This is a genomic window from Tardiphaga sp. 285_C5_N1_2, from assembly GCF_052076065.1.
GTDB classification, from domain to species: domain Bacteria; phylum Pseudomonadota; class Alphaproteobacteria; order Rhizobiales; family Xanthobacteraceae; genus Tardiphaga; species Tardiphaga robiniae.
Window position 1 is genome coordinate 1258338 of the sequence record NZ_CP197241.1, and the last position, 22535, is coordinate 1280872.

At 62.5% G+C, this 22535-nt stretch carries 22 protein-coding genes; 13 read left to right on the forward strand and 9 right to left on the reverse strand.

All coding sequences use genetic code 11. The annotated features are described in order from the left end of the window. Nucleotides 1-3: 3 nt before the first annotated feature. From AB7951_RS05950 to AB7951_RS05965, 4 genes are read left to right on the forward strand one after another with little or no spacing between them, the layout of a single operon-like run. The gene (locus AB7951_RS05950; RefSeq protein ID WP_158596838.1) at nt 4-1008 is read left to right on the forward strand and encodes an amidohydrolase family protein; all 1005 of its coding nucleotides are present in this window, start codon (nt 4-6) and stop codon (nt 1006-1008) included. 52 nt (nt 1009-1060) lie between these two features. Then, nucleotides 1061-2089 carry an ABC transporter substrate-binding protein gene (locus AB7951_RS05955; RefSeq protein ID WP_120291610.1) on the forward strand — a complete coding sequence of 343 codons (1029 nt, stop codon included), beginning with the start codon at nt 1061-1063 and terminating at the stop codon, nt 2087-2089. 34 nt (nt 2090-2123) lie between these two features. Further along, nucleotides 2124-2942 carry an ABC transporter ATP-binding protein gene (locus tag AB7951_RS05960; protein WP_120291911.1) on the forward strand — a complete coding sequence of 273 codons (819 nt, stop codon included), beginning with the start codon at nt 2124-2126 and terminating at the stop codon, nt 2940-2942. Then, nucleotides 2939-3712: an ABC transporter permease gene (locus tag AB7951_RS05965; RefSeq protein WP_120291608.1), complete on the forward strand. Its 774-nt coding sequence runs from the start codon at nt 2939-2941 to the stop codon at nt 3710-3712. Before AB7951_RS05960 ends, AB7951_RS05965 begins: the two co-directional genes overlap by 4 nt. Before the next feature lie 93 nt (nt 3713-3805). On the opposite strand, the gene AB7951_RS05970 is transcribed toward AB7951_RS05965, so the two are convergent. The 7 genes from AB7951_RS05970 to hemP form a co-directional block, all read right to left on the reverse strand. After that, nucleotides 3806-5179, reverse strand: coding sequence for an FAD/NAD(P)-binding protein (locus AB7951_RS05970; RefSeq protein ID WP_120291606.1), 1374 nt, complete (start codon nt 5177-5179; stop codon nt 3806-3808). Nucleotides 5180-5215: 36 nt separating this feature from the next. After that, nucleotides 5216-6505 (reverse strand): amidohydrolase family protein, encoded by a 1290-nt coding sequence (locus tag AB7951_RS05975; RefSeq protein WP_120291604.1) that lies wholly within the window; start codon nt 6503-6505, stop codon nt 5216-5218. A 115-nt stretch (nt 6506-6620) separates the two neighbouring features. Beyond that, nucleotides 6621-6986, reverse strand: a complete 366-nt coding sequence (locus tag AB7951_RS05980; RefSeq protein WP_089265330.1) for a response regulator — start codon at nt 6984-6986, stop codon at nt 6621-6623. 144 nt (nt 6987-7130) lie between these two features. Next, the gene (locus AB7951_RS05985) at nt 7131-7952 is read right to left on the reverse strand and encodes a heme ABC transporter ATP-binding protein (protein WP_120291909.1); all 822 of its coding nucleotides are present in this window, start codon (nt 7950-7952) and stop codon (nt 7131-7133) included. A 5-nt stretch (nt 7953-7957) separates the two neighbouring features. Further along, nucleotides 7958-9055 carry a FecCD family ABC transporter permease gene (locus AB7951_RS05990; protein ID WP_093756741.1) on the reverse strand — a complete coding sequence of 366 codons (1098 nt, stop codon included), beginning with the start codon at nt 9053-9055 and terminating at the stop codon, nt 7958-7960. Between the two features lies 1 nt (nt 9056). Continuing rightward, entirely contained in the window at nt 9057-10037 is a 981-nt protein-coding gene (locus AB7951_RS05995) for an ABC transporter substrate-binding protein (protein ID WP_441255715.1), read from the reverse strand. After that, nucleotides 10034-10228 (reverse strand): hemin uptake protein HemP, encoded by a 195-nt coding sequence (gene hemP, locus AB7951_RS06000; RefSeq protein WP_068735289.1) that lies wholly within the window; start codon nt 10226-10228, stop codon nt 10034-10036. The genes AB7951_RS05995 and hemP overlap by 4 nt, the downstream gene beginning before the upstream one ends. A gap of 255 nt (nt 10229-10483) precedes the next feature. Between hemP and AB7951_RS06005 the strand changes: the two genes are divergently transcribed. The 3 genes from AB7951_RS06005 (at nt 10484) to hutX (ending at nt 13856) form a co-directional block, all read left to right on the forward strand. Then, entirely contained in the window at nt 10484-12865 is a 2382-nt protein-coding gene (locus AB7951_RS06005) for a TonB-dependent hemoglobin/transferrin/lactoferrin family receptor (protein ID WP_199712104.1), read from the forward strand. Between the two features lie 98 nt (nt 12866-12963). Further along, on the forward strand, nt 12964-13302 hold the full coding sequence (locus tag AB7951_RS06010; protein WP_068735293.1) for an antibiotic biosynthesis monooxygenase family protein: 339 nt from the start codon (nt 12964-12966) through the stop codon (nt 13300-13302). Between the two features lie 47 nt (nt 13303-13349). Next, on the forward strand, nt 13350-13856 hold the full coding sequence (hutX, locus tag AB7951_RS06015) for a heme utilization cystosolic carrier protein HutX (protein WP_120291600.1): 507 nt from the start codon (nt 13350-13352) through the stop codon (nt 13854-13856). Nucleotides 13857-13861: 5 nt separating this feature from the next. On the opposite strand, the gene AB7951_RS06020 is transcribed toward hutX, so the two are convergent. After that, the gene (locus AB7951_RS06020; RefSeq protein WP_120291598.1) at nt 13862-14767 is read right to left on the reverse strand and encodes a LysR family transcriptional regulator; all 906 of its coding nucleotides are present in this window, start codon (nt 14765-14767) and stop codon (nt 13862-13864) included. 238 nt (nt 14768-15005) lie between these two features. On the opposite strand from AB7951_RS06020, the gene AB7951_RS06025 reads away from it, so the two are divergent. From AB7951_RS06025 to cnbZ, 6 genes are all read left to right on the forward strand, one after another. Then, complete coding sequence (locus tag AB7951_RS06025) at nt 15006-16142, forward strand: amino acid ABC transporter substrate-binding protein (RefSeq protein ID WP_246297833.1); 1137 nt, start codon at nt 15006-15008, stop codon at nt 16140-16142. A gap of 80 nt (nt 16143-16222) precedes the next feature. Then, nucleotides 16223-17089 carry a branched-chain amino acid ABC transporter permease gene (locus AB7951_RS06030; protein WP_089265322.1) on the forward strand — a complete coding sequence of 289 codons (867 nt, stop codon included), beginning with the start codon at nt 16223-16225 and terminating at the stop codon, nt 17087-17089. Continuing rightward, nucleotides 17086-18036 carry a branched-chain amino acid ABC transporter permease gene (locus AB7951_RS06035; RefSeq protein WP_120291594.1) on the forward strand — a complete coding sequence of 317 codons (951 nt, stop codon included), beginning with the start codon at nt 17086-17088 and terminating at the stop codon, nt 18034-18036. Before AB7951_RS06030 ends, AB7951_RS06035 begins: the two co-directional genes overlap by 4 nt. Then, on the forward strand, nt 18029-18790 hold the full coding sequence (locus AB7951_RS06040; protein ID WP_120291592.1) for an ABC transporter ATP-binding protein: 762 nt from the start codon (nt 18029-18031) through the stop codon (nt 18788-18790). Before AB7951_RS06035 ends, AB7951_RS06040 begins: the two co-directional genes overlap by 8 nt. 7 nt (nt 18791-18797) lie before the next feature. Further along, nucleotides 18798-19514: a branched-chain amino acid ABC transporter ATP-binding protein gene (locus AB7951_RS06045; RefSeq protein ID WP_120291905.1), complete on the forward strand. Its 717-nt coding sequence runs from the start codon at nt 18798-18800 to the stop codon at nt 19512-19514. Between the two features lie 26 nt (nt 19515-19540). Beyond that, complete coding sequence (cnbZ, locus tag AB7951_RS06050; protein ID WP_120291590.1) at nt 19541-20296, forward strand: 2-amino-5-chloromuconate deaminase CnbZ; 756 nt, start codon at nt 19541-19543, stop codon at nt 20294-20296. 5 nt (nt 20297-20301) lie between these two features. Here the strand turns inward: cnbZ and AB7951_RS06055 are convergent, their stop codons facing one another. Further along, entirely contained in the window at nt 20302-22515 is a 2214-nt protein-coding gene (locus tag AB7951_RS06055) for a SulP family inorganic anion transporter (protein WP_120291588.1), read from the reverse strand. Nucleotides 22516-22535: the final 20 nt, after the last annotated feature.

The window sequence follows — 22535 nt, forward strand, 5'->3', positions numbered from 1 at the left end:
ATTGTGCCGATCGATATCCACGCCCATTATGTGCCGCCGCAGCTGCTGTCCGCGATCGATGGCCGCGGCGCCTATTGCGGCGTGAGGCTGCTGCCAGCCGGGAATGGCAAGCCGCCGGCCCTCGGCTTCGATTATGGTTTCAGGGTTCGGCCGTTCTTCCCGCAACTGGTCGAGCCGGTTGAACAACGCCGTGCCAGCCTCGACCGCCAGGGTCTCGACCGGCAGCTCGTCGCCACATGGCCTGATATCTACGGCTACGGTCTGGCGAAAGATGCCTGCGCGCATTGGCACCGCATGCTCAACGATACGCTGGGCGAGTGGTGCCATACGAACAATGACCGCTTTTCCTTTGTCGCATCGGTGCCTTTAGCCGACGCCGCCGATGCCGCGGCTGAACTCGATCGCGCCGTTGGCCTTGGCGCTGTTGCGGTCATGGTCCCGGCCAATGTTGAAGGCGTCAATATCGGCGAGAAGCCGCTCGATCTGTTCTGGGCCAAGGCGGAAGCCTTGGGGCTGCCGGTCATCCTGCATCCCGTGCTGGTGGATGCCGCGCCGCGCGCCGCAAAATTCGCCCTGACGCAGATCGCCCAATACACATTCGATACCACGCTCGGCATCGGCTCGATCATCTTCTCGGGTGTGCTCGATCGCTTCCCGGCGCTCTCGATCGTCCTCAGCCATGGCGGCGGCACATTCCCTTATCTGCTGGGTCGCTTCGATGTGATGCATGCGCGGATGGATCGCGCGGGACAGGGCGATGTCGCGCAATGCGACCCGTCGGTCTACGCCTCGCGCATCGGCTATGACAGCATCGTTCATGCGCCGAAAGCGTTACGTTTCCTCGCCGACACCGTGGGCATCGAGCGCGTGGCGCTCGGCACCGATGCGTCGTTCCCGCCGGCGGATCGCGATCCGCTCGCCAGCGTCAACGCTGCGGGCTTTTCCGCTGCCGATATCGAACTGATTACTGAAACCAATCCGAGGCGTCTGTTTCCACGTTTGCCCTGAGCTGCGGTGCGTTCTGCCGTATCATCTTCATGCGAAATAAAGAGGACCGATCATGCTGAAACGTCTGCTTGTTGCCGCTGGTGTTGCGATGTCGATGCTGGGTCTTGCGAACGCCCAGGAGATGAAGACGGTCAAGGTGGGGACGACCAATCTGTCGTCGGATATCGGTCTGTTCCTCGCCGAGAAGCGCGGCTACTTCAAGGAAGAGGGTGTCAAGGTTGAACTGATCCCGTTCGACTCTGGCGCCAAGATGGTGGCCCCGCTCGGCGCAGGCGATCTCGACGCATCGGCAGGCGCGGCCTCCGCCGGGCTCTATAATGCTGTCAATCGCGGTCTCAAGCTGAAGATGGTGGCGGACAAGGGCACCAATATCGCCGGTTACAGCTACAAGGCGCTGATGGTGCGCAAGGATCTGATCGAGTCAGGTGCGTTCAAGTCGCTTGCGGATCTCAAGGGCAAGAAGGTCGCGATCATCGCCAATGGCGCGGCCGATGAGTCGGTCATCAATCAGGCGCTGAAAAAGGCCGGTTTGAAGGACGAGGATATCGAAAAGGTCTTCCTTCCGTTCCCGCAGCATCTCACCGCCTTCGCCAACAAGGCGATCGACGCGGCGATTTCGGCGGAGCCGGGCGTGACGGCGATGGTGCGCAACAATGTCGCTGTGCGCTTCACCGGCCTCGATGATTTCTATCCGGTGCAGCAGACAGCCATGCTGCTGATCAATGGCAAGTTTGCCGAAGACCGCAAAACAGTGACGGCGTTCCTCAAGGCCTATCTGCGCGGCGTGCGCGCCTATGCTGCGACGCTGAAGGACGGCAAGATCGCGGGTCCCGGCGCCGAGGACATGATCAAGGACATTGCCGAGATGACGGGCATCAAGGACACGGCGCTGCTGCATCAGATCGTGCCGGTGTTCATCGATCCCGACGGCCAGATCAACCTTCCCAGCGTCGAAACCGATCTCGCTTATTTCAAGTCGCGCGGGCTGGTCACCAGCGACATCGAGGCAGCCAAGGTCGTCGACATGTCCTATGTCGATGCACTGAAGCCAGTCCTGGGGCCGTTCGCACGGCCCAAGTGAAACGGTGAAGAGAAGTGTGGCGATGACGGTGCAGATGTCGACAGCAGCAATCGGGGATAGCGGGCCGGTGCCCGCGCCGAAGATCAGCCTGCGCGACGTCACCAAGCGGCACGATACGCAACTGGCGCTGGACCGGATCACGCTCGATATCCCGGCCAGCACCTTCTTCGTGGTGGTCGGTCCAAGCGGCTGCGGCAAGACGACGTTGCTGCGCATGCTTGCCGGACTGGATGCGCCATCGGAAGGCCGGATCGACATTGCCAATCCCGAGCCCGGCCATCCGCAGAATTCCATGGTATTCCAGGGGGACTCGTTGTTTCCCTGGATGACCGTATGGGACAACGCCGCCTATGGCCTGACGATGCGCAATGTTCCGAAGGCGCGCATCGACGATGTGGTCGGGCATTATTTGAACAAGACCGGCATGTATGGCGCGCGGACGCTCTATCCGCATCAGCTCTCCGGCGGCATGCGCCAGCGCGTCTCCATCGCGCGCGCCTTTGCCAACGATCCCGACATTCTCTTGATGGACGAGCCGTTCTCGGCGCTCGACGAGCAGAACAAGACATTGCTGCACGAAGAGCTGTTGCGGATCTGGGAAGAGACCCGCAAGACCGTGGTCTTCATCACCCACAGTGTCGATGAAGCCGTGACGCTGGGCGACCGCATCATGGTGATGACGGCTGGCCCCGGCCGCCTCAAGACCATCGTGCCAGTGGATCTGCCGCGGCCGCGCAATGTCGTCGAACTCCGGCACACGCCGGCCTATGGCGAGCTGGTCTATGATATCTGGGCGCAGCTGCGTGAAGAGGTCGATCGCGCGCGCAGCCGCGAGCCGGGGAGCAAGGCATGAGTTCGGTTCGCACCCGTTCACTGTGGAGCGACCGCGCCATCAGCATCCTGTCGCCGCTGGTGCTGCTCGGCCTGTGGGAGATCTGCGCCCGCACGGGCATCGTGGATGTCAGGTTCTTTCCGGCGCCCTCTAACATCATTGGGCATCTGTTCGAACTCGCTTCCTCCGGCGCGCTGTGGCGTCATGTGGGAGCCAGCCTCTATCGCCTCGCTGCCGGTTTTATCGTCGGCTGCGTGCCGGCCATCGTGATCGGGCTTGCCATCGGGCTCTATCGCCCCGTGCGGGCCGCCTTCGATCCGCTGATCTCGGCGACCTATCCAATTCCGAAGAGCTCCTTGTTGCCGCTGATCCTGCTGATTTTCGGTCTCGGTGAAAGCTCGAAGATCGCCATGGTCGCGATCGGCGTGTTCTATCCGGTGGTGATCAATACAGCAGCGGGCGTGCGCCAGATCGCGCCGATCTTCCTCGATGTCGGCCGCAATTTCGGCGCCAGCCGCTTCAACATGTTTCGCACCGTGGCGCTGCCCGGCGCATTGCCGCTGATCATGACCGGCATCAAGCTCGGCGCCGGCATGGGTCTGGTGCTGATCGCCATCGCCGAGATGGTCGGCGCCAAGCAGGGGCTCGGTTACATGATCTGGAATGCGTGGGAGCTGTTCGACGTCCAGACCATGTATGTCGGCCTGTTTGTCATTGCGATCATCGGCTTCGTGATGAATGCCGGCTTCGACGCGCTGGAGCGCGCCATCGTGCCGTGGCGGAAGGGCTGAGCCGGTAGGATGGGTAGAGCGAAAGGCGCGAAGCGCCGGAGTGAAACCCATCGACTGCGCGTGAGTGATGGGTTTCGCTGCGCTCTACCCATCCTACGACGCGGTTGACGGCGAATTCTCCAGCGCATCTTTAATCGCCAGCAACTGTCGCCGAATGTTGGATGCCGCAGTCACTTCCCAGAACGCGCCGCGTGTCGCCGGGCCGATGGCATAGAAGCCGGGCTGAACATGACCGGCACTGTCGCGCAGTTCGCAGGTTGGGGCGACATCGAGGCCGAGGCCGTTGAAGCCGGTCCGCGCTTGCCCGGTTGCGAGCAGCGACTTGATGAGCGGATCGCCCAGGCGATCATAGTGCTCTTCCGGGCCGGTACAGTTCAGAATCCAGTTGGTGGCGAGGTTGATCGTCTCGCCGTGTCCGCGCTTGCGGATGGTCACGTCATGTCCCGACGGTGTCGCAACTGCACTGGTGATGCGACCCGCGATCACATCGAGCTGCTTGTCTCGTTGCAACTGCTCCAGCAGTTCGGCGACGTCGGGCGCCAGCCGATGCCGGTGCACCATCCAGATCGCACGGAGGTGTCGTGCAAAGCGGGCACGTTCGGTTTCGGAGGCGTTCCTGTAGAGTTCACCGATCGACAGTCGAAACGTATCGACCATCGTCTGCCATGGAACGCCCGCGGCCACCTTGCGGCGGGTGTCCCTGAGCAATGCCGCCAGAAGGCCGCGCGCGGTGGGCACCGGGAATGAGTTCATCGGATCGGGATCGGTCTGTGCCGGCACGTCGATTAGTGGCAGCAACCCGCGCCGCGAGACCATCGTGATGGGCGCGCGCATGCCGCGATGAACGAGATCGATCACCATATCGACGGCGGTGGCGCCAGTGCCGATGACCAGCACGCGATCGTCCTTGCCGACCGGATCGAGCGCGCCCGGCGCCCAGACATTGGTGATCGAGCGCGGCGATGCCTCGATGCCGGGAAATGGCGACGGCGGCTGGTTGCCAAGACAGAGGAACACCAGATCGGCGTCGATGGTCGCGCCCGATGCTGTCGCAACGCGATAGCCATCGCCCTGCCGCGTCACACTCAGAGCCACATCCTGCCGCGGCGTCACGCGTCCGCTGCCCGTCAATTCGTTGAACTTCGTCGAGATGTAGTCGCCATAGACCCGGCGGGGCACGAAAGAGGTTGAATAGTCCGGCCAGTTGGCCTGGCCCGTCTCCGTCAACCATTCGACGAAGCCGTTATCTTCGGCGCCGAGTCCGCCCATCTTTGAGGCTGGGACGTTGATGCGGTGCCACTTGGCTTTCGCGGAATAGGCAAGCCCGCGCCCGAAGGCGCCATCGCGATCCAGCACGGTGATCGGCCCGATCTGCGGCAGTCTGGCCAGAATGATGCCGGCGAATGCGCCGGCCACGCCGCCGCCGATAACGGCAACGCGCAGAGAATGGGGAGAGGCTGATGTCATGCTGCCGGACGATGTGAGGAAAGGATGTCGAATATATCAGCTCGGCGGTGCGTAAGCGGCCGGATCGACCGATGCCGGGCGGCCGTCGAGTGCGAGTCGGCCGATCCGCGCGGGCGTTTCGGCGATCACCTTGCCGCGGCGCACGACCGCGAGCCGTGTCGCCTTCAGCCGGATTGCCTCGATAGGGTCGCATGCCTGTAGCAGTACGAGGTCGCCGTTGCAGCCGACATCGAGGCCGTAACCTTCGAGGCCCATGATGGCAGCGGGATTTGTCGTGACGGTGTCGAAGCAAAAGCGCATCGCATCGCGGCTGGTCATCTGCCCGACATGCAGGCCCATATGCGCGACTTCGAGCATGTCCGCCGAGCCGAGCGAATACCATGGATCCATGCAGCAATCCTGGCCGAAGGCGACGGTGATGCCATGGGGCCGCATCTCCGGCACGCGGGTCTGGCCGCGGCGCTTGGGGTAGCTGTCGTGGCGGCCCTGCAGCACGATATTGATCAGCGGATTCGCGATCGCGGCAACGCCGGCTTCGGCGATCAGCGGCAGCAGCTTCGAGACATAGTAGTTGTCCATCGAATGCATCGAGGTCAGATGCGAGCCGGCGACGCGACCCTGCAATCCCAGACGCTGGGTCTCGTAAGCCAGCGTCTCGATATGCCGCGAGAGCGGATCGTCGCTCTCGTCGCAATGCATGTCAACGCGCAGTCCGCGCGCGGCGGCGATCTCGCAGAGCGCCTTCACCGATGCGGCGCCATCGGCCATGGTGCGCTCGAAATGCGGAATGCCGCCGACAATGCTGACGCCCTTGTCGAGGGCACGGGCGAGATTTTGAGCAGCCGTCGGCGAGCGGAAATAGCCGTCCTGCGGGAACGCGACCAGTTCGAGGTCGAGATAGGGCGCGACCTGCTTCTTGACGTCGAGCAGCGCATCGACAGCGAGCAGCCGGTCGTCGCAGATATCCACATGGGTACGCACCGCGAGCAGGCCCTGTGCCACCGCGAGGTCGCAATAGCGCAGCGCGCGTTCGACCAGGGCCTCATAGGTCAGCAGCGGCTTCAATTCGCCCCACAGCGCAATGCCCTCGAGCAGGGTGCCGGACACATTCAGCCGCGGCAGGCCGAGCGATAGCGTCGCATCCATGTGAAAGTGGATGTCGACGAATGGCGGCGAGACCAGATGCCCGGCGGCATCGATCGCACGTCCGGCCTCTCCCGCCAGATTGGGCTGAACCGCGACGATGCGGCCCCCTTCTATGGCGATATCCTGGCCCGTGCGGCCGTCGGGAAGCGTGGCGTTGCGAATGAGGAGGTCGAACGGCATGAAACCCTTGCTGCTGCAGGTGTGATCGCCGAATTATCGGCGTTGCGCTGCAGCAATGCAAGACGGTCCCACGCGGGCGGCATCCGCCGGTCCGCGCGGACCGATTTGACCTGTATCAGTGAAACGATTGTTGTGCGGCGCGGAGCAGATCGATCGGGCTCCATGGCTTGGCCATGAACAGTGTGCCGTCGGGCAGCCGACGCACGCGAGGCGCACCTGAGGTCACGATCACATGCATATCGGGGTATCGTTGTTTGGCGAGATAAGCGAGCTCGATGCCGTCCATCATGCCCGCGAGTTCCACGTCCGTGAAGACCATCGCAACATTGTCACCGGATTCCTCCAGCACCAGCACGGCGGCCTCCGCGCTTTCGCATTCGATGACGTTCATCTCGCTCTCTTCGAGCAGCAGGCTGACCAGTGTGCGTTGTGCTTCGTCGTTCTCGACCACCAGCGCTGTCGACCTGTGTGCATAACCCATGGGGGAGCCTCCGTGGTTTGGTTGCGACAGGAGGGCAATGCGTGAGTTCATCAGGGGTTCAGATAAAAGTGAGTTCCCGTGAGCAACAATGTTACTCACGCAAATTACATGCCTGCGCAGGATGATGTGCCGGCAGAACTGCAGTTAACCCGCTACGGAAGTTGAGTTTGCAATCTGTTGCATCATCTGCGGCAGCAGATAGGGCGCGCCATCGTCCGTTCGTGCAACGACGACGTCGATATCGAACACGCGGCGGATCACATCGCTCGTGATCGTTTCCGCAGGCGTTCCTTCCGCTGCAACGGCGCCGTTGCGCATTACGATGATGCGATCCGCAAACCGAACCGCGAGATTGAGATCGTGCAGCACTGCGATCACGGCCGTGCCGTTGCGCGCACGCTGCCGCGAAATTTCGACGAGTTCGATCTGATGGCGCAGATCGAGCGATGATGTGGGCTCGTCGAGCAGCAGGATGCCGGCGCCATGCGCCGCCTCACCGCAGGCGAGCTGTACGAGGATGCGCGCGAAATGCGCGCGCTGTTGCTCGCCGCCGGAAAGCGTCGGCAATTCGCGATGACGGAAGTCGCCAAGGCCCACTTCATCGATGGCGGCATCGACGAGCGCTTGCGCAGAAGCCAGCGGCAGGTTGCCCCGACCCATCTGCACGACTTCCTCGACCGTGAATGGAAAGCTCACACTGACATGTTGCGACAGCATCGCACGCCGCATCGCCAGTTCGGCGGGCGACCAGGCGTGGAGGTCGCGGCCTTTCAGCGTGATGGCGCCGCGCGACGCACGCAGATCGGCGGATAGCAGCCGCAGCAGCGTCGACTTGCCGGCGCCGTTGGGACCGACGATGGCAACCATCTCGCCGCTGGTGATGGCGAGATCGACGTGATTGAGGAGCGTGGCCTGGCCAATGGTCAGCGACAGGCCGGATGCTGTGAGGATGGGCGCGTCGGCCATCGGCGTCACAGCCCCACCAGCCCGCGCTGGCGCAGCAGGATCAGCAGGAAGATCGGCGCGCCCACGGCGGCGGTCAGGATACCGATGGGCATCTCGGCCGGCGCCACGATGGTGCGGGCGAGCGTGTCGGCGCCGACCAGCAGGCTCGCGCCGAGACCGACGGATGCCGGCAGCAACAACCGATGACCCGGTCCAATCATCAGCCGTAGCAGGTGTGGCACGACGATGCCGACGAAGCCGATCACGCCGCAGACAGACACCGCCGCGCCGGTCATGACCGACACCAGCACAATGCAGATGCGCTTGAGGCGCTCGACATCGACGCCGGAATGGAAGGCCTCGGACTCACCGAGGATCAGCACGTCGAGGCCGCGGCTGGTGAACAGCATCCCGATCAGGCCCAGCGCCAGCATAGGTGCAATCGTTGCCGCCTTGCTCCAGGTGGCGCCGCTGAGCGAGCCGAGCAGCCAAAACGTGATGTCGCGCAATTGCCGGTCGTCGGCGATGAACACCAGAAGGCCGATGCCCGCATTGGCGATCGCGGCGATGGCAATGCCGGCGAGCAGGAACAGCGCGATGGAGGTGCGCCCGCTGCGGCTGGAAATCCGGTACAGAATGATGGTCGTCAGCAGCGAGCCGATGAAGGCGGCCAGCGGCAGCAGGAAGGGCTGCAGAAAAAGCACATAATGCGCAAAGCGGCTGTCACTGATGACGATGGCGCCGGCTGCTGCAAATGCGCCGCCGCTGGAGACGCCCACCAGCGCCGGATCGGCGAGGGGATTGCGAAACAGGCCCTGCATGATCGCGCCGGCGGCGCCCAGCATGCCGCCGATCATGGCGGCGATGGCAATGCGCGGAATCCGGATCGACCACAGGATCAGCTGATCGCGCGCGGCAAATTGATTGCCGGGATCGGCGGCCGCGAGGCCAAGTGCTGCGGGCAGGCGGGACAGTGGGATGCCGGCGGCACCCACGGTGGCGGCAAGCAGCACCGTCAGCAGCAGTGCCGCGAGCAGGCCGCACAGCACGATAACGGTGGCAGGGCGACGCACCCGACCGGTCGTTCTGACAAACGCAGTCAGCTTGGCGTCGGCAGCGCTCATCTTATTGGCGGCAGTTGACGGCGAGCGAGACGGGCTTGAACGTTGCAGCCTCGGACGACAGCGCCGGGTCGAGCTTGACGGCGAGGTCGCGTGCGGCGGCGGCCGTGCGCGGACCGAAGCCGAGCAGATAGAGGCCATCCATGGCGACCAGGCTCCTGGTCTTCGCGGCCGGCGTCAGTGCGAATGCCGGGCTGGCAAACACGGTGTCGGCCTGCAGCGTGTCCTTGCCGCGCTCCATCGAGAGCACGGTATCCGGTTTGGCTGCGGCGATCGCTTCATCGCTCATGATCTTGCAGCCGTCGAAGCTGTCCGCGACATTGATGCCGCCGGCCAGCTTGATGATTTCATTGGCTGCCGTCTTCTGGCCTGCGACCATGGTGCGGCCATCGAGGAAGGACATCACGAACATCACCCGTGGCGGGGTCTTCACCTTGGCGCGCAATTCACGCAGCGCGGCAAGATCGCCGGCCACGGCATTGGCAAGACATTCGCCGCGTGCCTCGACGCCCGCGACCTTGGCGACCAGCCGGATCTTCTCCACCATGCCGGCTTCGGTGAACGTATCCGGCACCATGATGAGCGGAATCTTGGCGGCGTCGATGACGTCGATGGTCTCCTTTGGGCCGGAGCCCGCAATCGCCAGTACCAGTTGCGGATTCAGCCCCAATACGCCTTCCGCAGAGAGCTGGCGCATGTAACCGACATTGGGTTTGTCGGCCATGGCCTTCGGTGGATAGAGGCTGGTCGTATCGACGGCGACGATGCGGTCGTCAGCGCCGAGCGCATAAAGGATTTCGGTCACCGCGCCGCCGATTGAGACGATGCGGGTCGGATGGCCGATAGTGACGTCGCGTCCGCGTGCGTCGCGCACAACGGCGTCTTCCGCCGCGGCCGCGGCTGACAGTGCCAGCGTGCCGGCAAGCGCGACACATTGCAGTGCATGCGCGATGCGATGACGTCGAACGGGGAGACCGGCGGTCATTTGGTGAGGATCAGCTTGTTCTGGAACGTCAGGCGCAGGCGATAGGTCTCGTCGCCATGCGTAATCAGCAACTCACGCTGATCCGCGAACAGTTCCTTGCTGTCCATCCGGTCGCCATTTATGACCACATTGCGTCCGGCTGAGGATTTGGCGTGAGCGGCAGCGCTGCCGTCGTGAGAACCCGTATCCATAGCGCCGATCTATCCCATCCGTAAAAGTCTCTGTCATCGTTATAGGTTTTGTCGCACCTCATCGCCAAGCACTGCAGTCTATAATCAGTATAAACAGGGCGGGGATTGCTTGACCCCCCCGTTAATGAACCGTAATCGAAAATGGCAACTTGGTGGCAGGGGTCCCCGAGTCGCATTCGAGAGCCAGCAAGCTCACTGCCTCGTGCAGCGCCAGCCAGCCACGATCCGTTGAAATTTGTGTTTGGGGATTAGGCTATGGCTCTTGGGGGCATGACTACGCGCGCCTTGTTGTTGGGTGTGTCGATCGTATCAATGGGGGCGTTGGTCTCCGAGACCGCCTTGGCACAGGCCGCCGCGCAGGCAGGCGACGTGCAGCCGCAAAAGCCGAAACCCGCCAAGAAGAAGCGTGCAGCCGCCAAGCCGGCGGCCGTGCCGGCGCAGGTCGCTAACGCCAATGCGCAGGCCAGCCGCACCGGGCAGTCACTCGATGAAATCACGGTGACGGCTTCGAAGACCCAGGAGCGCGCCATCGATGCGCTGGCCCCGGTCAGCGTCGTAACGCAGGAGCAGATCCAGCTGCAGCAGCCGAGCCGGCTGAGCCAGCTTTTCTACAATGTCCCCGGTGTCTGGATGCAGGATCGTGGCGATGATCCGTCCACGGCGATCAATATTCGCGGCTTGCAGGACTTCGGCCGTGTCGCCGTTGTGGTCGATGGTGCGCGCCAGAACTATCAGCGCTCCGGTCACAATGCGAATGGCTCGTTCTTCCTTGAGCCCGAACTGATCGGCGGCATCGATATCACCCGCGGCCCGACTGCCAATATCTACGGCTCCGGTGCCATCGGCGGCGTCGCCTCGTTCCGCACCAAAGACATCAATGACGTCCTGCGACCTGGCGAGCGCTGGGGCGTGGATATGAGCGGCTCCTACGGCTCCAACAATGCCCGTGGCATGGGTTCGGTATTTGGCGGCGTGCGCGTCGACCCGTCCGTCGACGTGTTTGGCGGCGCGGTTTACCGGACGCAGGGTAACTACAAGGACGGCGACGGCACCGAGATTGGCAATACGGGAAATGATATTGCCGCCGGCTTGATGAAGCTGACGGTCCGTCCTGCTGATGGTCACGAGATCAAGTTCGGCGGTATCTTCCAGGACTATCAGTACAGCATCGGTCAGATGAACCGTGGCGGGACCACCACGGCGGCGCCGGCTGCGGCCATCGCCGGTTCGTCGGTCTATGGATCTACGGCGAAGACCTATACCGGTACGGTGACCTGGAAGTACTCCAAGCCGGATGACATGTTGTTCGACTGGAACGCCACGCTGTACGGCAATCGCACCGACAACGATCAGGTCAAGACCTACAATAATCGCATCACCGCGGGTTCAGGCACCTGTACGCTCGCTAACCCTGGCAACAATATCTCTGGCTGCGTCGGTGATCGCCGGGGTTACCTGCTGGATACGATCGGCGTGGACGTCAACAACACCTCGCGTTTCGATGTCGGCGGATGGCGTAATGCCGTCACCTACGGTTTCGATGTCTTCAACGACAAGGTCTCGACCTTCGATTCCCGAGGCAACTCCAATATCACCACACCGAGCGGCGACCGGACGGTGGGCGGCGGCTTCATTCAGCTGAAGAACAACTACTCGACTTGGCTCGAAGTCATTAGCGCGTTGCGTTACGATCACTACGAACTGAATTCGTCGGGCACAGGGGTTGCCGGAACAACTTCGTCGAGCGGCGATCGCCTTTCGCCGAAGATCACCGTCGGCGTTACGCCGGTTGCTGGTTTCACGCCTTATGTGAGCTACGCCGAGGGCTATCGCGCGCCGTCGATCACAGAGACGCTGATCGCGGGTGGTCATGCCACCGGTGGCGGTCCGACGCTGTTCAACTGTCCCGATGGCACCTCAGGTCTGTTCTGCTTCCGACCGAACCCGAACCTGCGTGCTGAAGTCGGCAAGAACAAGGAAGTCGGAGTCAATCTGAAGTACAACGGCATCTTCACGGCGGGCGATAGCTTCCGTGCCAAGTTCAACTTCTTCCGCAACGATGTCGACGACTATATCGATCTGGTTGCGTCGACCCCGGTCGCTTCGCCGCTGACCTTCATGGGCTTCCCGATTCCGGGCCTGTTCAGCCAGTTCTACCAGTACCAGAATATCGCCTCGGCAAAGATCGAGGGCTTCGAAGCCGAGACATCGTATGATGCAGGCGACTGGTTCCTGGGTGTCGGCGCCACGCTTCAGCGCGGCAAGAACACCCAGACCAATGTTGGTCTGGCGACGATCCAGCCGCGCAAGGTCACGACCACCGGCGGTGTCCGCTTGCTGGATCGCAAGCTGGTCATCTCGGCTCAGTGGGCCTCGGTCGGTGCCAACACGGATATCCCAGTCGGCTATGTACCATCGACCGCCTACGATCTGGTCAATCTGTACGTGGCCTATCAGCCCACGCCAGATATCACCCTCAACTTCGGCGTCGACAACATCTTGAATCAGTACTATCGCCCCTACGCCATTCCAGGCGCGGGTGCCGATGGCACCACTCAGAACGACGTTCTCTGGACTGCGCCTGGTCCGGGCATCGTTTACAAGGGTGGCATCAAGGTGCATTTCGGCGGCGCATAATCGCCATCTGCATCCACCAGCCTCAAAGGAATCGCGCTCATGTCCGGGCGCGATTTCGGTTATGATAGGTTCTCGACGTCACGAAAGGAAAGACATCCATGTTCATCGCCATGAACCGCTTTCAGGTCAAAACCGGATCCGAAGCCGCTTTCGAGAATATCTGGGCGACCCGCGAATCCTATCTCTCGGAATTGCCGGGCTTCATCGAGTTCAGCCTGCTGAAAGGTCCGGTGGCCGAGGATCACACGCTGTATTCGTCGCATACGGTCTGGGCCAGCAAGGCGGACTTCGAGGGCTGGACCAAGTCCGAGCAGTTCCGCAAGGCGCATGCCCGCGCGGACAACAAGTCGGAAGGCGCCAGCCTCTATCTCGGTCATCCGAAGTTCGAAGGCTTCGAAGTGATCCAGTCCGAGCGCCGCAAGAGCGCTGCGGCCTGATTGCAGGCACTGCGTCTCACATCAACGATCGATCACGGAGCCATCTCATGCTGAATACGGATCTCGCCGCGCTGAAGACCTATATGGCGGAGAATCCAGGCGCCGTGATCGAGACCGTTGCGCGCGAGCGGGGCGTCACGGCGCGTGCGGTGCTGGAAGCGCTGCCCGAGGGGATGGTGACCATCGGCGGCGGCGCTGATGCGTTCGTCACGGCGATGACGGATATCGCCGAATGGGGCGAGGTGACGCTGATCGTGCATACCGAGGACGGTATCTTCGAAACCACGGCGCCGCTGTCGCCGGGTGCCATCGGTCATGGCTACTACAATCTGACACAGCCGAAAGGGCTGCATGGCCATCTGCGTCATGAGCGCTGCGGCGGTGTGGCTTTCGTCGAGCGCCCCTTCATGGGCAAGTCGTCGGCCTTCGTCGCATTTCTCAATGTCGATGGCGGCGTGATGTTCAAGGTCTTCGTTGGTCGCGACGAGACCCGCGCGCTGAAGCAGGATCAGCTTGAGCGTTTCCGCGCGCTGGCTGGAAAGCTCGCTGCTTAAGGCGTCTACCCTTCTTCACTGTCCTTCATCTGCGCCACCAGCATCTCGGCGACCAGTCGCGTTGAGGGCGATGCCATGCGTGCAGCCGACTGCACCAGCGTCACCTGTGTTGACTCAAGCCTGCGGTCGCGCGGCTGGATCGCGACCAGTGTGCCGGCATTGACGGCCGCCGTCGCCGAGACCATCGGCAGGAACGTCGCAAGATCGGTGCGGGCAGCCACGGTCTGGGTGAAGGCCAGCGAGTTGGTCTCGCTGCACATTTCCAGCCGCACACTGGCCTGTGCGCAGGACTTGTCGAGTTCCTGCCGAATGCCGAACGATGGATCCGGAAGGATCACGCGCAACCCTGCAAGATCCTTCATCGCGTATGAGTTCTGGCCGGCTAGCGGATGCCTAGGCGCGACGATCAGGCAGACCGGTTGTCGCATGCGCCCGAGTTCGATCAGATCGCGTCGTGGCGCACGACCGAAGATCAGGCCGAGATCGACCTCGTTCTGGCTGACCATCTCGACTACATCGCGAGCGCCCACGGCGGTGACAGATAGCGCGATCCCCGGATATTGCTGCGACAGGTCGACGAAAGAGTTGGGCAGGAAGCTCGACAGCATGCCTTCGACGGTGGCGATCTTCACCTGGCCGCGGCGCAGCGATGCGAATTCCTCGACCTGGCTGCGCAGCCCGTCGAGCTGGCTGCGGTTTTCGACTGCATAGCGATAGAGCACGTGGCCGGCATCGGTCAGGTTCATGCCGCGCGCGCCGCGCTCGAACAGCTTGACCGCAAGCTCCTCCTCCAGCCCCTGCACCTGCCGGCTGAGGGCGGAGGGGGCGATGCGGAGCGCTGCGGCGGCCTGTTTGATCGAGCCGGACTCGGTAACCACGCGAAAATAGCGAATGGCGGTGGATTCGATCATGCTCAGTCCCTCGCGGCTGGCTGCCCAGCGCGATGGCAGGACCTGACTAGCGTTCTGATTTTCAGACCTCTCACATCGAAATTCAATGCTTTTATTCGAAATCTAAATTTGACAGAGTTTGATCAGGTCACGGTCCCGTCATCGATGGAGAATTTGGATGTTTCATCCCCGGCTTGCTGTCTCGGCTTTTTCCGCATCCCTCCTGCTGGCTGCGGCCGGTTTGGGAGCGACCTCCTCAATGGCTTCGGCGCAGGATGTGATCCGCTTCGGCGCGCCGCTGCCGATCACCGGGCCGCTGGCGCCGGAAGCCGTGAAGCAGCAGCAGGGCTATGACCTCTGGGCCGAACAGGCCAACAAGGCCGGCGGCATCGATGTCGGCGGCAAGAAGTACAAGGTCGAGATCGTCTATTCGGACTATCAGTCCAACACGCCGCGCTCGGTGCAGACCACCGAACAGATGATCACCCAGGACAAGGTGAACTTCATGTTCGGCCCGTTCGGCTCGGGCGCCGCCAAGGCCGCCAGCACGATCGCCGAGAAATACAAGGTGCCCATGCTGGCCGCGACGGCGTCGTCGTCCCAGGTCTACGACCAGAACTACAAATATCTGTTCGGCACCTTCACGCCCAACGATACGCTGACTACGCCGTTGACGCAGCTCGTCAAGGCCAAGGCTGCCGACGTCAAGAAGGTCGCGATTCTTGCACGTAACGATCTGTTTCCGCTGGCCATCGCGCAGGAAATGGAGAAGTCCGCCAAGGCCAACGGTCTCGAAGTCGTTTACTTCGAGAAATACGCCATCAACACGCTCGACCACTCCGCGACCCTGTCGCAGATCAAGTCGCTGAATCCGCAATGGGTGTTCGTCACCGGCTACACCAACGACCTCTTGCTGATCCGCAAGCAGATGGTCGATCAGCAGATGAAGGCCAATGTCGTGACCATGATCGCCGGTCCGGCCTATCAGGAATTCATCGAATCCGCCGGGCAGAGCGCCGAGAACATCTCCAGCGCCTCGTGGTGGCATCCGGCCGAACAGTACAACGGCAAGGATATCTTCGGTACGACGGCCAACTTTGTGAAGCTGTTCAAGGACAAGTACAAGCTCGAGCCCGACTACGCCCATGCCTCGGCTGCGGTCTGCGGCGCGCTGTTCCAGATGGCCATCGAGAAGGCCGGTTCGCTGGATCGCGACAAGGTGCGTGACGAGCTCGCCAAGATGGACGTCGTCACCTTCTGGGGTCCTGTGAAGTTTGGCGCCAACGGCCAGATCAACTCGCTGGAGCCGCCGGTCTTCCAGATCCAGGCCGGCAAGCCCGTGGTGCTGTTCCCCGATGCGATCAAGCAGGGCGACTTCAAGCTTGGCGTGAACTGAGCATGATCCCAAAAAGTGGATACCGGTTTTCGGACAAGATCATGCTCAAGCAAGTCTGCTAAGACCGGCGGGGAATCCACATGCTGGCCATCCAGGTCCTGATCAATGCACTCGTGCTCGGGTGTCTCTATGCCTGTATCGCGATCGGTTTCTCGCTGGTCTGGGGCGTGCTCAACGTCATCAACCTGATCCACGGCTCGTTCATCGTGCTCGGCGCCTATCTGGCGTGGGGCGCCTATAATTCGCTCGGGCTGTCGCCCTGGTATGCGCTGCTGATCGCCGCGCCGGCCTTTTTCGTGTTCGGCTATCTGCTGCAGCGGCTGCTGCTCAACCGCGTCATCACCGCGCCGGTGCTGGTGACGCTGACGCTGACCTTCGGGCTTGATCTGATCCTGAACAACGCGATGATCTATTACTTCAAGGCCGATTACCGGAAGTTGATCCTCAATCCGCCCACGGGATCGATCTCGATCTTCGACGTCGTCGTTCCCGTCGACCGTCTGATCGCAACCGCCTCAGCGCTGGCGCTGACCTTCCTGCTCTATCTGCTGCTACGTCGCTCGAAAGTCGGCCGTGCAATCGTCGCGGTCCGGCTCGACCGCGATGCCGCCGTGCTGATGGGTGTCGACGTCAAATCGATCTACGCCATCGCCTTCGGTCTCGGTGCGGCGCTCGCCGGCTGCGCCGGTGTGCTGATGGCGCTGATCTTCCCGATCTCGCCGCTGACCTCATCAGCCTATCTGGGCAAGGCCTTCGTGGTCTGTGTCCTCGGCGGACTCGGCAGCGTGTCAGGTGCACTCGCAGGCGGTTTGTTGCTGGCGCTCGTTGAAGGCGTCGGCTCGGTCTATCTCGGCCCGGCCCATGCGGTGACGTTGTCTTTCGTCCTGCTCATCATTTTCCTTGTCGTCAGGCCGCAGGGCTTGCTCGGCCGAAAGGGTTTTGAATGACCCGGACCAATATCGCGCTTCTCGTCCTCATTGCCTGCGTAGCATCGCTGCCGCTGTTCGGCGATGCCTATGCGCTACGTCTCGGCACCATGGCCTGCATGTATGCGATCTTCGCGCTGTCATGGAATATCGTCGGTGGCTTCGCCGGCTATCCGTCCTTCGCGACGGCGGCCTTCTTCGGGCTCGGTGCCTACACCACCGGCATTCTCATGAACAAGGGCGTGCCGCTCACCGTGTCGCTGCTTGGTTCGCTTGTGCTGTGTCTGGTGCTGGCTGCGGCGCTCGGCGCCGTGCTGCTCAGGCTGCGTGGCCATTACTTCGCCATCGCCAGCCTCTCGCTGGTCGAAGTGTTCCGCGAACTCGTCAACAATGCCACCGACCTCACCGGCGGCGGCATGGGCCTGAATATCCCGCTGGTGTCCGGCTCCAGCGTGCTGTCCGACGCGACGTTCTTCTTTTACGCCATGTGGGGATTGCTGCTGATCACCGCGCTCGTCGTCATCGCGGTGTCGATGTCGAAGCTCGGTTTCGGCCTCAACTGCATCCGGCAGAACGAGACGGCCTCGAACATGGTCGGTCTCAATTCCACGCTCTACAAGGCCATCGCCTTCGGCCTGTCTGCGTGTTTCGTCGGCGCCGCCGGCGGGCTCTATGCGGCCTGGGTGCACTATATCGATCCGTCCGACGTGTTCGACATTCTCTATTCGGTGAAGCCGATCGTGATGGCGCTGATGGGCGGGCTCGGATCGCCGCTTGGCGTGGTCTGCGGCGCCTTCGTCTATCTCGGCCTCGAGGAAGTGGTCTGGCGCAATTACATCCAGATCCATTCGGGCGTGCTGGGCGTCCTCATCATCCTGCTGCTGCTGTTCCTGCCGCATGGGTTGGTCTCGCTCCATGCCGGCAAGATCTGGCGCGGGCTGTTCGGACGAAAGGCAAAGCATGTCTGAGATCCGTCACGAAATCCTGCATCTGAGCAACGTCTCGCGAAACTTCAGCGGGCTGAAGGCGCTGAGCGACGTTTCGCTGTCGGTGAACAGGGGTGAGGTGGTCGGCTTGATCGGCCCGAATGGCGCCGGCAAGACCACGCTGGTCAACACCATCTGCGGCGTCACCCCGGCAAGCTCGGGCGTCGTCACCTTCGACGGCCGCGACATCACGCGGATCAAGACCTATCAGTCCGCGCGGCTCGGCCTGTCGCGCACCTTCCAGATCGTACAGCCCTTTGCGGAATTTTCGGCGCTCGACAATGTCGCCGCCGCCGCGCTGTTCTCGCAGCCGGGCGAGGGCCTGAAATCGGCGCGCGAGGCCGCCCGCGCGCATCTCGCTTTTGTGGGTCTCGACGCGCAGGCCGATCAATCAGCGGCGACGCTGACGCTTGCCATGCGCAAGCGGCTGGAACTGGCCAAGGCGCTGGCGATGAAGCCGAAGCTCTTGTTCCTCGACGAGGTCAATGCCGGCCTCAACAGCGCCGAGGTCGAGCGCGCCACGAAGCTGATCCATCAGCTTGCTGCCGATGGCATCACCATCGTGATGATCGAACATCTTATGAAGGTCGTGCTCAATGTGTGCACCCGTATCGCGGTGCTGCATAACGGCAAGCTGATCGCCGACGGCGCGCCGCGCGACATCATCAAGGATCCTGCCGTCGTCGATGCCTATCTTGGCCAGCAATATGCACAACGGAACGCTGCCCGTGGCTGATCATCCGATGCTCGAACTCAATCAGGTCTGCGCCGGCTACGGCGAAATTCAGGTGCTGTGGGGCATCGACATGGCGGTGCGCTCCGGCGAAATCACCGCGCTGATCGGCTCCAACGGTGCCGGCAAGACCACGCTAATGCGTGCTCTGTCCGGGCTGATCCCGTTGGTCTCCGGCAAATATGTCTCCGAAGGCGTCGATCTCTCCAAGGCAACGGCTGCGCAGATGCTGGCGCATGGCATTGTGCACGTGCCGGAAGGCCGCCGCCTGTTTGGCGCCATGAGCATCGAGGACAATCTCCTGATGGGCGCCTATTCGCGCAGCGTTGGCCGTACCGAGCTCAATCGCGATCTCGATCGCGTTTACACGACCTTTCCGAAGCTGCGTGAGCGCCGCAACCAGGCGGCGGCGACATTGTCCGGCGGCGAACAGCAGATGTGCGCCATCGGCCGCGGGCTGATGAGCGCGCCGCGCCTCTTGATGATCGACGAACTCTCGCTCGGCCTGTCGCCATTGCTGGTGGAGCAACTGGTCGCGGCGCTGCGCCAGTTGAACTCCGAAGGCATGTCGATCCTGCTGGTGGAGCAGGACGTCACCACGGCGCTCGATCTCTGCCATCACGCCTACATCATGGATATGGGCCGCATCGTGCGCACCGGGCAGGGCGCCGAATTGCTGGCCGATCCAATCATCCGCGACGCCTATCTCGGCGTCCTCGAAGACTGACTTTGATTTCATCCAAAGAGGCAAACATGATCGAGACCGTCGAAGCCCCCAATAGCGGCTACCGTTACATGCCGGGCGTGTTCCAGTATTCCTGCGGCGTCGGCGCGCTGCCCGGCTTCGCGCTGGAGCGCGTGCGCTTCTCGAAAGTCGTTCCGCTGAAGGAAGGCTTCGCCAGGGTTGCCGAGATCATCAAGGCCGCCGGCCGGCCGCTGACCGCCTTTGCGGCCTGCGAATTGCGCTCGCCGGCGCCGTTCACGGAGCAGGGGTTCATCGACTTCAACGAGATCTACATCAAGACCCTCGAAGACTGGGGCATCATGAAGGATCGCGTGAATCCCATCGCGCGCAGCAATGTGTGTCCGAAGATCGATCCGCCGTCGGAGCCCGGCTTCCACGCTTTCTCTTTCACGACCGTCGCGCCGAATGCGCCGGCATCCTTCGTCATCGCCGGCAGCGGCGAGGCCGCGGAAGGCAAGGGCGACTATCGCGACAACACCGTGCGTCTCGGCGACATCAGCCCGTCGGGCATGCTGGAAAAAGCCAAGTTCGTGCTCGACGAGATGGAGCGCCGCATGAGCGCATTCTCCGGCACCTGGGACCAGACCACCGGCGCGCAGCTCTACACCGTGCGCGACGTCTATGCGCTCTTGGAAAGCGAACTCGGTCGTCGTGGCGTGTTCCGCAACGGCCTGACCTGGCACTTCAACCGTCCGCCGGTCGTCGATCTCGAATACGAGATGGATTGCCGCCGCGTGCATGTGGAGCGCGTGGTCGAGGTTTAACCGCCTCAATGATGACTGATGCGCAGATCTTGTGAGGTCTGTCGCAGTCGCCGGGTGAGTTCGCGCGCCAGGTTGCCCAGAAGCCTGGTGGCGAGCACCGGATTTTTCTTCAGGATCAGGTCGAAGCCGTCGCGCGGGAATTCGTAACAGATCACCGCGTCGTCGGCGACGATGGTCGCCGAGCGTGGTACCGATTCCACCAGCGCCATTTCTCCGACCGTCGTGCCGCGGCCAAGTCCGGCGATGCGGCGTCGCTCGTGATGTCCGTCGGTACGCAGCAGCACGCTGACGCTGCCTTTCAGGATCAGCCACATGCGGTCGCCGGCGTCGCCCTCGCGGCAGATCGTATCGCCGCACGCGAATTCGCGTCTGGTCATCACTGTGGTCAGTTCGGCCATCTCGTTCGCCGATACACCATCGAGAAAGTCGATCTGCTCGAGCGTGAGTTCATCCGCTTGCCCCTGCCTCGTAGCTGAGCGGTCGAGCATGGTCTGCTCCATCCACTCCAGTGCGGAATCGAGATCCTGCGTCATGGACGGCGATGCGGGATCGTGCCCGATCCCGTTGCCGATGATGGCGGCATGGATGGGCCGGACGTTGCAGTAGATCAGTCGCCGTTTCTTTTCAGTTGCCTTCTGGCGCAGGGTTCGCAATGCGTTGATGCCGGAGATGTCGAGGTCGGAGATGGCGCCCATGTCGAGCAGGATCATGTCCGTGCTGTTGAACAAGTCCTTGACGCGGAGCGAGAGGTCGTCGGCATTGCCGAAGAACAGCGCGCCTTCGAGCTGCAGGATGGCGCGCTGCTGCCCGGTCTGCTGCAGGATCGCGAGATCGTCGGCCGAGCGAATGCGCTTGGAGAACAGCGTGTCGCCGAGATGGGCGCGGCGTACCAGTGGCCGGCTCATATTGATGACGAAGATGATGCAGGACAGGATGATGCCGACGATCACTCCGGAAACGACCGAGCTGAACACGGTCACGGCCATCACCGCGAGCACCACGATCAGGTTGTAGACCGCGTGCCGGCGAACCTGCGGCTCGATGCTGTATCGGATATCGGCCAGCAGTTGCAGGTTCCAGCGATCGAACAGCACGATGCCGATCACCAGAAGCAGGCCGGCGAACACCGCGCGCGGCACCTGTGCGAGCACCGAGGACAGCGCGAATGTGATGGCCAACAGGCTGAGAGCCACGAAAATGCTGGTCCAGCGCGTGCGGCCGCCCATGCGATAGCCGAGCAGGATCACCGATGGAATCGCAGATCCTCCAATGCCGCCGCCGAGTGCTGCTGCCGCATTAGCGATGCCTTGTGCGGCGAGGTCGCGCACCGGATGGATATGCGTGTCGTCGAGCTGCTGTGCCACGCGAAACGCCAGCATGGTCTCCACCGTGCCGATGATCGCCAGCACCAGCGACACCAGCACGACATGCGGAAGCACGGCGGTCAGTTCCGGCGTGATGGAGCCGTCGAACACTGCGCCGAGCGGCATGGCGGGCGGGAAGCTGACATGGATCTCACCGATGGTCGGCCCGAGATCGAGACCGGTCGGGATGCTGATCAGATAGTAGAGCGCGGTGCCGGCGACGAAGCCTGCAAGCGATCCCGGTATTTTCCGCAGCCAGTCCGGCAGCCGCAGCCAGGCTGCTATGGCCGGATAGTTCAGAACAAAGAGCGCCAGGGCCACGACGTAAACCAGCATCGCGGGCTTGTTCGGCCACAGCGTCTGCGCGGCAAAGAACGGCTTGAACTGGGAAATCACGATCAGCATCCCGACGCCATTGAGCAGGCCCGTGAGTACCGGGTGCGGCGCGAATTTGATGGCGCGCGTCAGGCCGAGCAGTCCGAACAGGACCTGCCACAGCCCGGCCAGAAACAAACACAGCATGATCGCGGTCACGATCATCGCAGGCTGGCTCGCAAGCGTGGCGTCATTGACCAGCGTCGTAGTCAGGCCGGCCTGCACCAGGGCCATGCTGACGCGGCTCGTCGTCACGATATAGGACGAGGTGGCGACCACGGCCGCGACCAGGCCGACGATGGCGCCGCCATACAGGCCGGCTGCAGCGCCGGCTGCGACATAGTCGGGGCCGAGCGGCGCAAACACCAGCAGTCCGCAAGCAAGGCAGAGCGGCAGGCAGACGAGGCTTGAGATCAGACCGGCGCTGATTTCCGATCGCCAGTCGACGAGCGGCTCGGCGGGAGGCGAAGCTTTGAGCACGGGCTAGCTTTCATCACAGG

Excerpts from the sequence above, each read along its gene's own strand:
- AB7951_RS05990 (WP_093756741.1), bottom strand. The coding sequence starts at position 9,055 with ATGAGCGCTGCCGACGCCAAGCTGACTGCGTTTGTCAGAACGACCGGT.
- AB7951_RS05970 (WP_120291606.1), bottom strand. The coding sequence starts at position 5,179 with ATGACATCAGCCTCTCCCCATTCTCTGCGCGTTGCCGTTATCGGCGGC.
- hutX (WP_120291600.1), top strand. The coding sequence starts at position 13,350 with ATGCTGAATACGGATCTCGCCGCGCTGAAGACCTATATGGCGGAGAAT.
- cnbZ (WP_120291590.1), top strand. The coding sequence starts at position 19,541 with ATGATCGAGACCGTCGAAGCCCCCAATAGCGGCTACCGTTACATGCCG.
- hemP (WP_068735289.1), bottom strand. The coding sequence starts at position 10,228 with ATGGATACGGGTTCTCACGACGGCAGCGCTGCCGCTCACGCCAAATCC.
- AB7951_RS05985 (WP_120291909.1), bottom strand. The coding sequence starts at position 7,952 with ATGGCCGACGCGCCCATCCTCACAGCATCCGGCCTGTCGCTGACCATT.
- AB7951_RS05995 (WP_441255715.1), bottom strand. The coding sequence starts at position 10,037 with ATGACCGCCGGTCTCCCCGTTCGACGTCATCGCATCGCGCATGCACTG.
- AB7951_RS06020 (WP_120291598.1), bottom strand. The coding sequence starts at position 14,767 with ATGATCGAATCCACCGCCATTCGCTATTTTCGCGTGGTTACCGAGTCC.
- AB7951_RS06010 (WP_068735293.1), top strand. The coding sequence starts at position 12,964 with ATGTTCATCGCCATGAACCGCTTTCAGGTCAAAACCGGATCCGAAGCC.
- AB7951_RS05960 (WP_120291911.1), top strand. The coding sequence starts at position 2,124 with ATGTCGACAGCAGCAATCGGGGATAGCGGGCCGGTGCCCGCGCCGAAG.
- AB7951_RS06005 (WP_199712104.1), top strand. The coding sequence starts at position 10,484 with ATGGCTCTTGGGGGCATGACTACGCGCGCCTTGTTGTTGGGTGTGTCG.
- AB7951_RS06025 (WP_246297833.1), top strand. The coding sequence starts at position 15,006 with ATGGCTTCGGCGCAGGATGTGATCCGCTTCGGCGCGCCGCTGCCGATC.
- AB7951_RS06040 (WP_120291592.1), top strand. The coding sequence starts at position 18,029 with ATGTCTGAGATCCGTCACGAAATCCTGCATCTGAGCAACGTCTCGCGA.
- AB7951_RS05955 (WP_120291610.1), top strand. The coding sequence starts at position 1,061 with ATGCTGAAACGTCTGCTTGTTGCCGCTGGTGTTGCGATGTCGATGCTG.
- AB7951_RS06045 (WP_120291905.1), top strand. The coding sequence starts at position 18,798 with ATGCTCGAACTCAATCAGGTCTGCGCCGGCTACGGCGAAATTCAGGTG.
- AB7951_RS05980 (WP_089265330.1), bottom strand. The coding sequence starts at position 6,986 with ATGGGTTATGCACACAGGTCGACAGCGCTGGTGGTCGAGAACGACGAA.
- AB7951_RS06030 (WP_089265322.1), top strand. The coding sequence starts at position 16,223 with ATGCTGGCCATCCAGGTCCTGATCAATGCACTCGTGCTCGGGTGTCTC.
- AB7951_RS06035 (WP_120291594.1), top strand. The coding sequence starts at position 17,086 with ATGACCCGGACCAATATCGCGCTTCTCGTCCTCATTGCCTGCGTAGCA.
- AB7951_RS05965 (WP_120291608.1), top strand. The coding sequence starts at position 2,939 with ATGAGTTCGGTTCGCACCCGTTCACTGTGGAGCGACCGCGCCATCAGC.
- AB7951_RS05975 (WP_120291604.1), bottom strand. The coding sequence starts at position 6,505 with ATGCCGTTCGACCTCCTCATTCGCAACGCCACGCTTCCCGACGGCCGC.